This window comes from Micromonospora sp. NPDC050397 (assembly GCF_044901685.1).
GTDB lineage: Bacteria > Actinomycetota > Actinomycetes > Mycobacteriales > Micromonosporaceae > Micromonospora_G.
The window spans coordinates 84,574-100,303 of sequence record NZ_JBJDPS010000013.1; the positions used below are offsets into that span (position 1 = coordinate 84,574).

General features: G+C 69.9%; 8 protein-coding genes and 2 CRISPR repeat arrays (2 of these 10 running past the window's edge). All 8 genes read right to left on the reverse strand.

Annotation, left to right across the window (positions count from 1 at the left end):
- Window positions 1-5,603: direct repeats of the CRISPR family, unit length 22 nt; unit sequence GGGACCATCCCCGCGTGCGCGG (it extends 279 nt beyond the left edge of the window).
- Window positions 5,604-5,628: 25 nt separating this feature from the next.
- On the reverse strand, window positions 5,629-6,039 hold the full coding sequence (gene cas2e / locus ACI2K4_RS29390; protein ID WP_404515991.1) for a type I-E CRISPR-associated endoribonuclease Cas2e: 411 nt from the start codon (window positions 6,037-6,039) through the stop codon (window positions 5,629-5,631).
- Window positions 6,039-7,010 (reverse strand): type I-E CRISPR-associated endonuclease Cas1e, encoded by a 972-nt coding sequence (cas1e, locus tag ACI2K4_RS29395; RefSeq protein WP_404515992.1) that lies wholly within the window; start codon window positions 7,008-7,010, stop codon window positions 6,039-6,041. Before cas1e ends, cas2e begins: the two co-directional genes overlap by 1 nt.
- The gene (cas6e, locus tag ACI2K4_RS29400; RefSeq protein ID WP_404515993.1) at window positions 7,007-7,693 is read right to left on the reverse strand and encodes a type I-E CRISPR-associated protein Cas6/Cse3/CasE; all 687 of its coding nucleotides are present in this window, start codon (window positions 7,691-7,693) and stop codon (window positions 7,007-7,009) included. The genes cas1e and cas6e overlap by 4 nt, the downstream gene beginning before the upstream one ends.
- A gap of 2 nt (window positions 7,694-7,695) precedes the next feature.
- Window positions 7,696-8,391, reverse strand: a complete 696-nt coding sequence (gene cas5e / locus ACI2K4_RS29405; RefSeq protein ID WP_404515994.1) for a type I-E CRISPR-associated protein Cas5/CasD — start codon at window positions 8,389-8,391, stop codon at window positions 7,696-7,698.
- The gene (gene cas7e / locus ACI2K4_RS29410) at window positions 8,388-9,497 is read right to left on the reverse strand and encodes a type I-E CRISPR-associated protein Cas7/Cse4/CasC (RefSeq protein WP_404515995.1); all 1,110 of its coding nucleotides are present in this window, start codon (window positions 9,495-9,497) and stop codon (window positions 8,388-8,390) included. The genes cas5e and cas7e overlap by 4 nt, the downstream gene beginning before the upstream one ends.
- 2 nt (window positions 9,498-9,499) lie before the next feature.
- Window positions 9,500-10,186 carry a type I-E CRISPR-associated protein Cse2/CasB gene (gene casB / locus ACI2K4_RS29415; RefSeq protein ID WP_404515996.1) on the reverse strand — a complete coding sequence of 229 codons (687 nt, stop codon included), beginning with the start codon at window positions 10,184-10,186 and terminating at the stop codon, window positions 9,500-9,502.
- Window positions 10,183-11,838: a type I-E CRISPR-associated protein Cse1/CasA gene (gene casA / locus ACI2K4_RS29420; RefSeq protein ID WP_404515997.1), complete on the reverse strand. Its 1,656-nt coding sequence runs from the start codon at window positions 11,836-11,838 to the stop codon at window positions 10,183-10,185. Before casA ends, casB begins: the two co-directional genes overlap by 4 nt.
- A gap of 286 nt (window positions 11,839-12,124) precedes the next feature.
- Window positions 12,125-15,007, reverse strand: coding sequence for a CRISPR-associated helicase Cas3' (cas3, locus tag ACI2K4_RS29425; RefSeq protein ID WP_404515998.1), 2,883 nt, complete (start codon window positions 15,005-15,007; stop codon window positions 12,125-12,127).
- 199 nt (window positions 15,008-15,206) lie between these two features.
- Window positions 15,207-15,730: direct repeats of the CRISPR family, unit length 29 nt; unit sequence GTGCTCCCCGCGCACGCGGGGGTGGTCCC (it continues 3,957 nt past the right edge of the window).

A 15,730-nucleotide genomic window follows, 5' to 3' on the forward strand; every position in this document is an offset into this window, starting at 1 on the left:
ACAGGCGTCGATCAACCACTGCCACCCCGGGACCATCCCCGCGTGCGCGGGGAGCACGCAACAGTGGACAGGTGGGGGGTCTGCTGCGCGGGACCATCCCCCCGTGCGCGGGGAGCACTAGGACTGGCTGTCCGGGTCGATTGCGGGCGCGGGACCATCCCCGCGTGCGCGGGGAGCACGCGTCGAACAACCTCGACACCCTGGCCAAGTTGGGACCATCCCCGCGTGCGCGGGGAGCACGGGATAAAGAACCCGGAGACGACCAGGAGCACGGGACCATCCCCGCGTGCGCGGGGAGCACTCGATGTCGTCCGTCATGACGATGATCTGACGCGGACCATCCCCGCGTGCGCGGGGAGCACAAGGAGATTCTCAAGACCGGCGACCCGGAGCTGGGACCATCCCCGCGTGCGCGGGTAGCACGGCTTGATCTCCGCCCAGATGGCCGGGGCGGTGGGACCATCCCCGCGTGCGCGGGGAGCACGACTGCGGTCGCCGTGGCGGACGGTACGGCGGGGGACCATCCCCGCGTGCGCGGGGAGCACCGACCTGCTCGACCAAGGTCTCGAACGTGCCCGGGACCATCCCCGCGTGCGCGGGGAGCACTCCAATCAGGGCGGGTTGCGGCTCAACGGCCGGGGACCATCCCCGCGTGCGCGGGGAACACCTCACGCCGTTGCATCACGGCCGTGGGACCATCCCCGCGTGCGCGGGGAGCACAGCAGACACCGACCGGATGGGCCAACCTGAATGGGACCATCCCCGCGTGCGCGGGGAGCACGGGCGGTGTTATCCAACCCCACCCCCGGCCCGGGGACCATCCCCGCGTGCGCGGGGAGCACGCCGCGCTGTCGCCGGCGGCGGCCGAGGCCCGGGGACCATCCCCGCGTGCGCGGGGAGCACGACATGCTCTTCTCCGAACTGTTGGGGATCGGGACCATCCCCGCGTGCGCGGGGAGCACTAACCGGAATCGTCACTCAGTAACCGGAATCCGGGACCATCCCCGCGTGCGCGGGGAGCACACCGACAGGTCGCCCGCCCACCGGCCCTCGCGGGGACCATCCCCGCGTGCGCGGGGAGCACATGTCCTCGCCGTTGAGGGTGGCCGACCGGACGGGACCATCCCCGCGTGCGCGGGGAGCACGGTCCTTCATCGATGGTAGCGCGGGCGGGCGGGGGACCATCCCCGCGTGCGCGGGGAGCACATGTTCCCGCTCGACGGGCCCTCGTGGAGGTCGGGACCATCCCCGCGTGCGCGGGGAGCACCTGCTCGCCGAGTTCACCCTGTCGGACCCGGCGGGACCATCCCCGCGTGCGCGGGGAGCACCCGCATGACCGATCGCGTGATCAGCGCGGCCGGGGACCATCCCCGCGTGCGCGGGGAGCACCCGACCGAGAGGCATGCGCTTCAGTGCCGGTCGGGACCATCCCCGCGTGCGCGGGGAGCACGGGACCTTCGCCCGGATCACGTCCTGGATCGCGGGACCATCCCCGCGTGCGCGGGGAGCACTTCGGCAGTCCCAGCCCGGAGCGGCCGTTGCGGGGACCATCCCCGCGTGCGCGGGGAGCACCAGATCTGGGTCCAGCACGATGCCCGCAGCGTGGGACCATCCCCGCGTGCGCGGGGAGCACGTGATCGTGCTCATCGCCACCAAGACCGACTGGGGACCATCCCCGCGTGCGCGGGGAGCACTGGAGAACCTGGCTGCGGCGTTGGTGGCCGACGGGACCATCCCCGCGTGCGCGGGGAGCACCCCTTCGCGAACGCCTTGACCATGTTGTCCGCGGGACCATCCCCGCGTGCGCGGGGAGCACGGCCCGGTCGCCAGGGTAGGGATAAGCGCGGTGGGACCATCCCCGCGTGCGCGGGGAGCACGTGAGATCACAGGTGGTGCCGTGGTCGGCCATGGGGACCATCCCCGCGTGCGCGGGGAGCACCAGGACGTACTCGTCGCCGAGACCACCTCCCAGGACCATCCCCGCGTGCGCGGGGAGCACCTGGTTGTCGTCGGCGAACTCGCGGTCGGCTCGGGACCATCCCCGCGTGCGCGGGGAGCACGCCGAGCGCGCGGCGAAGACGTTCGCGCAGGGCGGACCATCCCCGCGTGCGCGGGGAGCACGTCGGCAGCCGAGTCGCACCAGGCAGGTACGCGGGACCATCCCCGCGTGCGCGGGGAGCACGCTTGAGAGCCATGATCACCGCCTCGTGTCGGGGGACCATCCCCGCGTGCGCGGGGAGCACTCGAAACGGGCTGATACCCCGAGCACTCCGCCAGGACCATCCCCGCGTGCGCGGGGAGCACCGGATGGACACGCACGGGAAGCCGGGCATGGCGGGACCATCCCCGCGTGCGCGGGGAGCACTCCTTGCGCTCCGGTCGATGGGCCGGGCCGGGGGGGACCATCCCCGCGTGCGCGGGGAGCACCTGCTGCTGAACGGGGAGAGCCGGTTGAACTCGGGACCATCCCCGCGTGCGCGGGGAGCACGGAGGCGTCCTGCACCACGCCGGGTTCGAGGACGGACCATCCCCGCGTGCGCGGGGAGCACAAATTTCGCCTGAGGTACTGCACGCCCGGATCGGGACCATCCCCGCGTGCGCGGGGAGCACGCCTTACGCACGGCCACAATCGGGAGCTCGCAGGGACCATCCCCGCGTGCGCGGGGAGCACCCGGGCAGGTGATGCATGGCCGCTTGCGGGCAGGGACCATCCCCGCGTGCGCGGGGAGCACATGTCCGGCGGGTGGCTGCCGTGCCGCCAGCGGGGACCATCCCCGCGTGCGCGGGGAGCACTGGCTTTGACCAGGGCAGTAGGGAATCCTCAGGGGACCATCCCCGCGTGCGCGGGGAGCACCCGCCTGGCTCGTCCTTCACGCCGCCGCGGCGAGGACCATCCCCGCGTGCGCGGGGAGCACGTAGACCTCGGCGCGGGTGGCCGGGGTGGTCGGGGACCATCCCCGCGTGCGCGGGGAGCACCTTTCTGGGCGGTAAGCGGTCGGCACGTGCAAGGGACCATCCCCGCGTGCGCGGGGAGCACACGGTCAACCATTACCGGGTCAAGCCGACCGCGGGACCATCCCCGCGTGCGCGGGGAGCACTTCGCCGTCGGGCGCATCGCCTCGACGTAGTAGGGACCATCCCCGCGTGCGCGGGGAGCACCCCACCGTGACGACGGGGCGGCCGAGGCTGGCGGGACCATCCCCGCGTGCGCGGGGAGCACGCCACCCTTGTCGTTGACCATCGCCAGGATGCGGGACCATCCCCGCGTGCGCGGGGAGCACCCCACCGTGACGACGGGGCGGCCGAGGCTGGCGGGACCATCCCCGCGTGCGCGGGGAGCACCAGTTGATCGCGGATCCAGGGTGTCAGGAGCTGGGACCATCCCCGCGTGCGCGGGGAGCACGTGATCGGCAACCCGCACGGCATGCCGACCGTGGGACCATCCCCGCGTGCCCGGGGAGCACGGATCACAGCGGTCGGTGCTGTAGCTCTGTGGGGGACCATCCCCGCGTGCGCGGGGAGCACCTCACCGCCAGGGCGTTCGACATCTACGGACGGGGACCATCCCCGCGTGCGCGGGGAGCACCGCCACAACGGCTCGGCCGCCCCCGCCTGGGCGGGACCATCCCCGCGTGCGCGGGGAGCACGAGCCGCCCGAGCGGGGGTAGAACGCCTCCGGGGGACCATCCCCGCGTGCGCGGGGAGCACGTGAAGTGGGTGTGGGACGCGCACGTCGCCGCGGGACCATCCCCGCGTGCGCGGGGAGCACAGATCCAAAATCCGTTCAGTGGCGGCGCTGCCGGGACCATCCCCGCGCGCGCGGGGAGCACTGCCCGCACCGCGCCCAGATCGGCAGCCTCGCGGGACCATCCCCGCGTGCGCGGGGAGCACACCACGGCAGTTCGGTTTGGCACGTCGATCTCGGGACCATCCCCGCGTGCGCGGGGAGCACAAGTACGAGGGGGACCGGTGATGCTCGGGGCCTGGACCATCCCCGCGTGCGCGGGGAGCACAGCCTTGGCACCGACTCCGTCACCGGTACCACGGGACCATCCCCGCGTGCGCGGGGAGCACCACCACCGCGATCGCCGCGAACCGGTGCTCGAGGGACCATCCCCGCGTGCGCGGGGAGCACACCGAGGCGTGCATCATCCGCACGAGCGCGATCGGACCATCCCCGCGTGCGCGGGGAGCACGTGACAGTGCTCCCACCTGGGACGTGAGGCGGGGGACCATCCCCGCGTGCGCGGGGAGCACTCGATCGCGTTGACCGACTCGCGGCTGTTCGGGGGACCATCCCCGCGTGCGCGGGGAGCACGACGTCAACCAGATGTATCTCGCGGCGGCGGGGGGACCATCCCCGCGTGCGCGGGGAGCACGGCACGACCAGGATCGGAACCAGCTCTACCAGCTGGACCATCCCCGCGTGCGCGGGGAGCACATGTACGCCCCGGCGGTCGCGGCCCGACGGCCGGGACCATCCCCGCGTGCGCGGGGAGCACTGCCCGTGCACGGGGTGCCGCAGAATGCCCCGGGGACCATCCCCGCGTGCGCGGGGAGCACGGGATCGCTGCGGCGGCCTGGCGCTCGGCCCAGGGACCATCCCCGCGTGCGCGGGGAGCACACAACGTCGTGGAGCAGTCCGGCCATGACGGCGGGACCATCCCCGCGTGCGCGGGGAGCACCGAACGCCCCGTCACTGATCCGTGGGTCAGTCGGGACCATCCCCGCGTGCGCGGGGAGCACACGGTCGAGCCGATGACCGTGGTGTTGATGACGGGACCATCCCCGCGTGCGCGGGGAGCACACCCGTACGACTCGGCGATGGCCTGGCGGCGGGAGGGACCATCCCCGCGTGCGCGGGGAGCACGCGGGGCGGAAGTTCGCCGACCGGTGGGAGCAGGGACCATCCCCGCGTGCGCGGGGAGCACGTGATCTCGACCGCGATCGAGTGGTCGTTTCCGGGACCATCCCCGCGTGCGCGGGGAGCACGGCGTTGTCGGCTCGTACGGGCAGATCCCACTGGGACCATCCCCGCGTGCGCGGGGAGCACATGCGGTCGTCGCCGTGCATGCCCCGGTCCTCGGGACCATCCCCCGCGTGCGCGGGGAGCACGCCGACACCCCGCCGGCCTGGCCCGATCCCCGTGGACCATCCCCGCGTGCGCGGGGAGCACTCCAGGTCGGCACGATCACGTTCGCTTTGTTCGGGACCATCCCCGCGTGCGCGGGGAGCACGTGCCATCAGCCAGCCACCGCCCTCAGGGTCGCGGACCATCCCCGCGTGCGCGGGGAGCACGAGACCATCCCGCTCGATGAATTCATCGCGCGGGGACCATCCCCGCGTGCGCGGGGAGCACGCAACGGGCCGCAGGTTCGGTTCGTCGGCTTCGGGACCATCCCCGCGTGCGCGGGGAGCACGTGGGCTCACCACCGCCGGCACCGGCATCACGGGGACCATCCCCGCGTGCGCGGGGAGCACATGGCGACCATGGTGCAGGTGGCCGCCTGGGCGGGACCATCCCCGCGTGCGCGGGGAGCACTACACGGGCCGGTCCGCCCGAGGGTCGATCACGGGACCATCCCCGCGTGCGCGGGGAGCACACTTCCTGACCTGGGCGTTTGTAGATCAAGAGTCGCTGTTTTGTTCACTATTCGTTTGGACGGTGGTTCCTCCGCCGGGCGTCGGTGGGGCTTTGCGGCCGAAGCGTCGGCGTTTGGAGGCTTTGCTCCAGCCTTTGGGGAGTGCGGGGTTTGGGAGGGATCTTTCGGTTGGTCGGCGCATGAGGGTGATGCCGTCGAGGTCGACGGGTGTCCAGTGGTGGTCGTGTACGAGGAATGACAGGCGTTGTTCGCCTGGTTGTTCGTGTACGAGGATCGCCCGGCCTGGTCCGGCCATTTCGATGACCTTGGCCCAGAGGCGTTGTCGGATGCGGGCGTTGACGTGGCCGACGTAGACGCCGGCGGAGATTTCCAGCAGCCACTGGGTGAGGTGGCCGCGTAGACCTTCGGGGCAGGCGGTGAGGATGATGACGGTCATCAGAAGTCCACGTCGGGGCCGTAGTTCTGTCCGCTGGCGAGTTCGTAGCCGCTGTCGTCCCAGAGTCGGACGACGTCGCTGGCGGCGTCTGCTTCTAGCCAGTCTTCGTCGATGGGGCCGGTGGGCTGTGGTGTGAGGAGTAGGTCGCGGATGTCGCGTACGCAGCGTTCGAGGATTCCGCTGCCGTTGATCCGGTCCCTGATGGCGCGGCGGGTGGCTCCGCCGATGTCGTCGACGCCGTCGGTGGCGGCGATGTCGAAGGCGATGGGTATCGACAGTTCGGCTTTGTAGAGGTCGGCGATGTCGTAGACGAAGGATCGTTCGTGCCCGGTGTGGACGAACCCGAGTCCGGGTGAGGCGCCGACGGCGACGATGACGGCGTGGACGACTCCATACAGGCAGGCGTGGGCGGCGGACAGAGCCTGGTTGACCGGATCGCCGTCGGTGAAGTCGCCGGGGTTGTATTCGCGGTTGTTCCAGGGGACGCCGGTGCGTTGGGAGTGTTCCCGGTAGCAGCGGCGGACTCGGGCGCCTTCCTTGCCGCGTAGTTGTTGCATGGTGAGGGTGGTGGTGTCCTCGCCGGGGAAGCGTTTGCCGTACATGGCGCGGGCGACAGCGAGGCGGCGGTCGCGGTGGGAGACGGCTGCGGCTTGGGCGACGAGGAGGCGGCTGGATCGGGCCAGGGAGCGGCCGTGGGCGTAGTAGCGGACGCCGTGTTCGCCGACCCAGATGGCGGTGGCTCCGTTGTCGGCGAGCAGCATCATGGCTTGTTGGGTGATGGTGGTGCCGGGGCCGAGCATGAGGACGCCGAGCGTTGCTGCGGGGATGTGGACGACGCCTTTTTCGTCGGTTGCGGTGATGGCGTTGCTGTCGCGGTGGATGACGCAGCGTTCGAGGTAGAGGAAGCTGATCCGGTCTTGTGCGCGGGTGAGTTCTGCCAGTTCGGCTGGCGGCACGCCCGGTATTTTCACCGGGCGGGTCCTGTCCCGGCGGGTGCGAGGGTCATGAGGCCGCAGCCGTAGGCGCGGGCGTGGCCGATGCCGTTGCGCAGGAGTCGTCGCAGTGGGTCGGGGTCCTCGACTTGGAGTACGCCGTCGTAGGTGGCGGTGACCAGGGTGACGGGTCGTTGGCCGCGCACCCGGGTGAAGTTGTGGGTTTGGCGGTTGTGCACGGTGAGGTTGAGGTGGCCGTCGGCTTGGGCGGCGATGAGGAAGCCGTTGGTAGCGGCTCGTTTGGTCAGCCACTGCGTCTGGTACTCGACGGTGACGGCGCCGAAGCGTTGTGTGTCGGGTGCGTCGGTGGTTTTTCGGCCGTCGCGGACGGGGTTGGCGGTGAGCCGGAATGCCCAAGTCTGCCCTTTGGCGAGGGTGTCGAGGAGTCCGGTGTAGGGGCGGGTTTGCCAGGTGTCGGTGGTTGGCCATCCGGCTTGTTCGACCAGGTGGGTGAGGTCGGGTTGGGCGGGGCTGACGATGTAGAGGGTGACCTGCCGGTCCTGGCTGTGGTCGATCCGCCAGAGGGTGCGGGCGTCGTCTCTGGTGTGGTCTTCGGGGCGGGCGAACCCGGACAGGACCGCGGCGTGCATCGCCTGGGGGGAGGTCAGGAGTTTACGGGCGCCGCGTCGGGCGGTGTTGATGCGGAATCGGGTGAGGTACATCGTCATCCTCCGAGCAGCGCCATCGGGTCGTGGTCGCTGGTGGTGCGGCCGCCGGGGTTGGGTAGGTCTGTGTGGGCGCGGATGACGGATCGCCATCCGTGTTGGCGGTGGGTGGGGTCGAAGGTGATGGGTTCGTCGCGGATGGTTTCGGTGATGGGTTCGCCGTCTTCGGCGTCGCGGAGGATTTCCAGGCGGACGGTTCGCGCGGCGCGTGTTTGGTGGCGTTTGGATGCCTGCCAGGGCCATTGGGCGAGGAGGTCGGTGAGGGTGCCGGGGTGGACGCCGAGGCTGACCGGCCGGTCGGGTGGGCAGGAGCGGCGGCCGAGGTAGAGCGGGAAGTGGGGTCGCATCAGCGCGTCGTGGAGGCCTTCGAGGAGGGTGTCGTCGCCGCTGACGGCGGCGAGGAACGCGGCGTCGGACAGGTAGTAGCGGTAGGTGAGCGGCATGCTGGTTTTGTCGTCGAGGGTGCGGGCTACTTGGAAGTCGCGGATGAGTTGTCCGGGCTGGTCGATGCGGACGCCGAAGGTGAGGCCGAGTAGTTCGGTGAGGGGTTCGGTGCGGCGGATGCCGCGGGCTGCGGCGAGGAGTCCGATCACTCCGCTTTTGGTGGGGGCGGGTTCGGTGTGTCGGTGGGCGAACCGGCTGCCGGAGCCCCAGGCCTGTAGGGGGCCGGCGAGCCGGAGCAGGAGTGCGCTCATGCGTCGGTGCCGATCCGGTCGGTGATCTGCTTACCGACGGCGGAGATCAGCTCGGGTAGTGGGAGGACCGTGCCGAGCGGGGCGAGTGCCTGGGTGCGGGTTCCGACGTGGGTGACCCAGGACGCGACGGCGTGGTCGCCGTATGCCTGTTCGACTTCGGTGGTGTAGGCGGCGAGTGCGGCGGCGGCGGCCGGGACCCGGCCGGACTGTTCCTGTCGGATGGGTTCTTCGAAGGCGCCGACGAGGTTGATCGGTTGGGTGTCGCGCAGGCGGACCATGACGGCGTCGGGTCGGGTGCCGTTGGCGAAGGTGTTGCGTTTGCCGGACGGCATGCTGGTCGCGAAGGCGGACAGGAACGCCTCGACGGCCTGGCGGGTCGCGGCGGGGTCGCCGAGGGTTTCGTGTAGCCGGTCGACGTCGACGGTGGCGTACCGGTAGAGGGTCGAGGAGTTGAATTCGATGGTGCCGATCATGCCGGCGCCGGTTTCCTGGGCGTCGTGTTTCCGGTCGTCGACGGCGGTGTAGTAGTCGAACTCGTTGTCGACGGCGTGGACGCTGAGGGCGTGGGCGACCTGGACGGCTGCGTCGACGTTGATGTCGGTCACGTCGGCGACCATGCGCCCGAACATGGCGATGTCGATCGAGTGGTCGGTGTTCGCGAGCTTCTTCACCTCGGCCGCGTTCGGGGCCCGTCCGGCGTGGTGCGCCTCGACTGCCTCGCGGGCGAGGTTGTCCTGCTGGCGGTGGCTGAGGAACAACAGGTACCCAATCTCGCCCTCGGCACCTTTGGTCTCCTTCTTGAGCAGCCCGGCCGCTTTGAGGACACCGGAGGCCAGGGTGGGTGCCTGTTCCTTCAATCCCGGGTCGATGGCCTGGATCCGGGCGGCGATGGCCTCGCCAACCCGCTTGGTCCGCTCCCCCAGCAGTGAGCTGTCGAGGTGCTTGTCGAAGTCGAGGCGCACGGCGCGTTTCCATGCCTGGCTGGATACGCGGGCGCGGCGCACTCCGCCGTAGATGGCGGTCTTCGGGGATCCGGACTCGTCGCGGTTGACGTTGCTCGGCGGCAGGGTCTGGATGATGTGAACGTCAAGGACGGTGCGGGTCATGGTCACTCCTCGGTGTCGGCGTTGACGGGTACGGCGGTGGTGGGGGTGTCGGGGTCGTCGGTGGTGTCCGGGGCGACGCGGTAGAAGTCGCGGCCCCATTGGGCGCGGACGCGGGCCCGTCCACCGGGGCGTTGCACGGCGACGAGGTCGTCGGCGAGTAGCCCGTAGTCGAGCGCGATGCGGTGGTCGCGGAGCAGCCGCACGAAGGTACGAAGGTGGTGGGTGACCTCCGTGTACGTGGACGCGGTGCCGATCGCGGCGAACCGGCGGCGGACGGCCTCGGCGCTGCCGGAGGCTTTGGTGAGCAGACTGATCGAGGCCCCGAGGCCGGGTCCGTCGATGTGCATCGGCGCGTCCTGGATGGATTGCTGATGCAGCGCGTACAGGGTCAGGGCGGTGTGTTTGGCCTGCTCGACCTCGGTCGCGTCGTCGCCGTACCGATCCGGCTGGTATCTGTCCGGCACCTGCGTCAGTTGCAGGATCTGGTACTCGGACCCGGGCAGCCTGCCCACGGCGGCCCGCAGCTGCGCCATCGTCGCCACGGCCGCGGGCTGCTTGCGCCGGTAGTGGCCCTGGAGGACGTCGACGGTCGCGGCGACGTGGCTACCGAAAGGTCGACGCCTGCGAATGTATCGAGGGCTCGGGTCGGTGGCGGTGGGTTCGCTGTCGGGTGGGGCTACGGCGGTCACGCCGGGACCTCCTGAAGGTCAAGGTTGTCGCCTGGGGTCGTCTCCCGGTCCGCTGCCAGAGGCAGGGCGCGGCGTAGGGCCTGGCGGAAGAACAGGTCGGCGAGTGGGCTGCTGAGATACTTGTCCTTGTCGACGTACCGGCCGGCCCACGCGTGCGGGCCGGCTTGGGCGACCAGGTCCGCGCCGAGGCGGGAGACGATCCGGTACGCGGTCGCCTGCCACTGGGAGCGTGCCTGGGCGGGGTCGGTGGCCGGGGTGAGTTGACCGAGCCAGCGACGAAACTGTTGGTCGAGTGCGGCGAAGGCGTTCTCGCTGGCCCGGACCGCGGCGACGGTCGGCGGGTCCTTCTGCTCCCTGCCGGTGCCGCCGGACGCGCGGCAGAGGTTAGCCGCGAGTGTCCGCAGCGCGGTGGCCGCCGATTCGGCATCCGCCGCACTGTCGACGATCGTGGTCCGCAGCTCACCGGCAGGGTGGAATGCCTGGGCGGTCATGGTCAGCGAATCGTGGTAGATCTCGTCGATCACGGACTGCTGGGTGCCGTAGACGACGCCGACGGCGCGGGTGGTGACCCGGTACGAGGCGTCGAGATGGCCGGCGTTACGCAGCCGGGCAAGCCACTGGATCAACACCGGGGCCACCCTGGCCGGCCCGTCCGCGCCGCCTCGCGGGGCGGGTGTCGCCGTCAGCAGCGACCCCAGGCCGCGCCACAACGCCCGGGTGGGATCGTGCAGGGCAGGCATGTAGACCTGCGGCAGCTTCAGTGCCTTTTCCTGGTTCTTGCTCCGCCGCCAGCCGCTCATCGGCTCCAGCCGGTTGCGGTTCTCCCAGCCGAGCTTGTCACCGTTGGTCACCAGCGCCCCGGTGATCCAATTCTCGTCACCGACCAGGCGGATCCGCCGGGCCTGCCAGGTGTAGAGGCTGAGCAACCCGTACGGTCCCCGATGCTGCGCGAGTTCCTCGGCCGGGCCGTGCGGCGGGCGCTCCCACACTGGCGCATCGCGCGGATCCGACTGAAGATAGTCGTTGTCCTGTGGGATCAGGTTGAGCAGGAGTGTCTCCCGGAGGTTCTGCCCCTCGAGGAAGATTCCGCCCAGGTTGCCGCAGATGCCGGTGCCGATCGGGTAGCCCTTGCCGCCCTTGACCCGCGGGTCGCCGACCGCCCCGGACTTGATTCCCGACGTGTCGTAGGCCTGGCAGTGCACGACCCACCGCGCGGCCTCGGCCGGGGTGATCCGGTCAAGACCACCTGCCAGACGGTTCGTCAGATAGGGGGCGCCGGTCGGCACGTCGGCGATGAGCCGATCCAGCCCCGTGACATCGCCCTTACCTGTTTCCAGGTCCGCGACCTGGTAGAACGGCGTGACCGGATGCAGCAGATCGAACCGGTCGGGAAACTCCGCGAGGTAGTCGTCGATCGCGTCGACGGGCAACCCTGGGCTCTGCCACAGGCCCCGCCAAGCTCTTTCGTCCTCAGGGCCTTCGACCGCCCGGTGCAGCACCGCCAGCAGCAACCGTAAAATCGCGAACGTCTGGGTAGGTAGATCACCGACGATCGTCCGGAGCTCCGCCGCCTCCGCAAAGGCGCCGCGCAGCGAGACGGGCCGCGGCCGCCCATCATGGTCGAGGGCAGGGATCCACAGCCGGTCGGTCAACGGGAAGGAGGGAACCATGTCCACCACGTGAGCCGTCTCCATCCAGGGCAAACAGCCAAAGGATGCAAGTCGTCAACTTGCTCCCGCAGGCTCCATTGTTGAGTGAGGCGTTCAGGACGCTAACACGCTCCCGCGTCAAGGCGGGGTGATCCGTTGCTGCCGCACGGATTCGCGTCGCTCCCTGTGTATGCAGGGTTTCCCCTGGTCAGAGGCGAAATCGACCTGGGCAAGAGTGGCAGCAACACGGTCGGACAACTACCCCAAGAGTCCATGATCTGACACAGAGTCATGGGGATGGGGTCTCCCGGCGGGTCACGCGCAGTCCGTCGTGAGGGTCGTATTCCAGGTCGAAGTCGGTCAACTGGCTGCGACCGCGCTCGTCCAGATCGAGCACCAGCTCGCCGCCGAGCCACGGATCCTTCTCCCACCCGGCGAAGCTGTTCCGCTCTTCCAGTTCGTCGATGATCCGGTCGATCCCGCCGCGGCTGGTCATCATCCTCGGCAGCGGCAGCGCACACGACGCCACCACGCGCGACAATCCCGACGGCGGAGCGAAATCCGTCGGTACGACCTCCCCGCCACGATCGGCCAGCCAGGGTGGCACCACCAGCTGGTTCCCGCGACGCACCAGCACCAACACCTCCAGGCCCTCGGCGCTGTCATCGCGGACGTGGGCCCGGCCTCGCCGCTCGTCACCACCTGCGGACTCGACATCACCCGCGCGTGCGGTCAGCCACCCGACCAACGAACGGCCAGGCGCCCGGACCGGCCCGAGACGGAACGCCTCCGCCCGCTGCCGCGTCGCATGGTTCCGCTCGTCCGACCTGCTGACCGCTTTCTCCAGCTCCGAATGCCAGGCCGACGGTCCCACCGGTGCACTGCCGTACGCGGCCTGCACCAAGGGCGAGATGTCCTCGGGCAGCCGGACGACCCGGTCCTCCTCGAGGAAGGGGAACAGCACGGCGGCGGACCGCAGGAGCGCGGACTCGTCATACACCCGCAACGACCCACGGACCGGCTCCGGCGGAACCGCGTCCCACCACACACCCGTCACCAGGCAGCGCGGCTGCACCAGTCGGGCGGGTCGACCCGGTCGGGCGTGCCGGTGCAGACGGCCGATTCGTTGCAGCAGCAGGTCCACCGGCGCGAGATCGGTGACAAGCAGGTCGAAGTCGATGTCGAGTGACTGTTCGGCAACCTGACTCGCAACCACAACATGACACCGAGGTCGAGCAGCGCCGTTCTCCTCGACGTGCCGCGGCGCACCGAACGTGTCACGTAACCACTGATCCTTGGCGGCCCGATCCGGCGCCATGAAGCGTGAGTGCGCCATCGACACAGGTACCTCAGGGCCGAGTTCGGCGCGTAGAACGCTCGCCGTCTCGAGCACCCGTGCGACCGTGTTCCGCACGACCAGGACGCAGCCGCCGTCGACGAGCTCATCGCGTAACGTCGCCGCGAGGAGCCGCAGGTCGTCCTCATGCCGGCGGACGCGAACCGCGAGCCGGCGCCCTGAAGCGGCAGGCGCCACGACCGTCGGTGTCCTCTCCACCCCGGAGACGCTCAGCAGCGGGTACCGCAGATCCGCATGCAACGCCTGATACCCGGGTGCGAGTGCCGCCGTCCCGGACAGGTCGGGCGACCATCGTTTCGCCCGTGGGGCTGCCCCGAACCGGCCATCGTCGTACGCGGCGATCATCTCCGCCCGACGCTGCCCCGGTAGCGTGGCCGACAAGACCACCACCGGGACCCCGTGCGCCCCGAGCCACTCCAACGCCCGATCCAGATACCTGCTCATGTAGACGTCATAGGCGTGCGCCTCGTCGATCACGACGACCTTGCCCGCCAAACCCAGGTGCCTGAGCACAACATGACGAGACTTCAGCGCGGCGAACAGCAGCTGATCGATCGTGCCGATCACGAAGCTGGAAAGCATCGTCCGCTTCCGACCAGCCAGCCACCGGTGCACCGCCAACTCCGCACCGCCCTCGTCCACCCCGAGGGAACTGGGCAACACGTGCCGGTACAACCGTGAATAGTCCGGATTCAACCGCGCCTTACCGTGCGCGAGCGCCACATCCCGGCTGCCCCGACCGACATCCGCGTCCGGCAACCGATCCAACCAGGCCAACATCCTGCGGAACATCGCGTCACTCGTCGCCCGCGTCGGCAAAGCAACGAAACAACCACCAGCCCCCGTACGCGACGCCAGGACCTCGACCGCGGCCAACGCAGCCTCAGTCTTGCCCTCACCCATCGGCGCCTCAATGACCAACATCCCCGGCAACGGCATCCGACGGGCCTCGTCCACAACCGCCAACTGCACCGGGTAAGGCTCCGCATCCACCGGCAACCTGAACCGGGAGCCATACAACACGCTCGCGTCACCGACCGCGTCGACCGCGCGCCACGGCGTGGGGAGATCCAGGTCATCCCACGCCTGCTCCAACCGGTCGACCCCGGCAACCTCACGCACCCCGTACGGGAAAAGCTCCTCGTTACTGGCAATCCAATCGGCCGTGATCACCACCGCCGTCAACAACGCCTGCACCGGCTGCGACAACCGCACATGCCGCCACTCAGGCAAACGCTCACCGACCCCGACCCGCCGCGTCATCCACCCGAGCAGCTCAGCACGCGCCTCAGCCCACAACCCACCACCTAGCAGAAACGGACGGAGCCGAACATTCTCAAGATCAGCATCAGTCGGCGGCACACCATGATGGCCCCCGACCACTACCGCAAGCTGCTCAGCCTGAGAACCTTCCCAGCCATGCTGTTCCAACAACCAATCCACCAGCACCACATGGCCGGCCGTCGCGTGAGGCGCCCGATGACGATCACCCGCCACCTCACGACCGAAGACAAAACCACGATCCTGCATCCCACGCGCCAGAGGTGGGACCTGGCAGGCGAACGCCGGCGTTGCCTTACCGATGTCATGCACACCCGCGAGCCACACGACCAACCTTCGCCCGTCGGCATCAGCGCCGGGCATTTGATCACTAATACGGCGCTTCACCACGCTCGGCAGCCACAGATCCCAAAGCCGACCCGCGACATCCGCACTGTCCGCGAGATGCCGCCACAATGGCATCCAACCGAAAGCCAGATCAGGCGCCTTACCCCACACCAGGCACGCAGTCTCGCTAAGCTCACCCACACTCACCGGCGTATGGAAACACGCCCCCCTGACAAACCGGCTACCCAACCGGCAGGCCTGTTGATCCAATCCAACCAGCACACCGCCACACCTCGTCCACCCACAGATGCGAACCAAACGATGAAACCATCTGCACACCAGACCTGGAGCGCTGAAAGTGAAGAAAACTACCGCTGGTGATCTTTAAACCACCAGGTCAAGAAGTGTGCTCCCCGCGCACGCGGGGGTGGTCCCTGGGTGTCCGGGTGACGCCGCTGGAGCTGTGCGTGCTTCCCGCGCACGCGGGGGTGGTCCCGAGGCCGGCGCGCGTCACCGCAAGCTGATGACGTGCTCCCCGCGCACGCGGGGGTGGTCCCTCACCCTTAGCGGTGAGCCCGACGGCGGCGCCGTGCTCCCCGCGCACGCGGGGGTGGTCCCGGGACCGACTACCTCATCGGACGCGGCACCCCGTGCTCCCCGCGCACGCGGGGGTGGTCCCTCGGGTGCGCCCACCCGGTGCAGGTCGACATCGTGCTCCCCGCGCACGCGGGGGTGGTCCCCGGCCCCCCGCGACGAGGGTCGAGTACCAGACGTGCTCCCCGCGCACGCGGGGGTGGTCCCAGATGCTGACCTTGGTTCGAGCTGCGGGGATCGTGCTCCCCGCGCACGCGGGGGTGGTCCCTGCAACTTGCATCACAGCACGCGACGGTCACGGTGCTCCCCGCGCACGCGGGGGTGGTCCCAAGTTGC

Excerpts from the sequence above, each read along its gene's own strand:
- cas2e (WP_404515991.1), bottom strand. The coding sequence starts at position 6,039 with ATGACCGTCATCATCCTCACCGCCTGCCCCGAAGGTCTACGCGGCCAC.
- cas6e (WP_404515993.1), bottom strand. The coding sequence starts at position 7,693 with ATGTACCTCACCCGATTCCGCATCAACACCGCCCGACGCGGCGCCCGT.
- cas5e (WP_404515994.1), bottom strand. The coding sequence starts at position 8,391 with ATGAGCGCACTCCTGCTCCGGCTCGCCGGCCCCCTACAGGCCTGGGGC.
- cas7e (WP_404515995.1), bottom strand. The coding sequence starts at position 9,497 with ATGACCCGCACCGTCCTTGACGTTCACATCATCCAGACCCTGCCGCCG.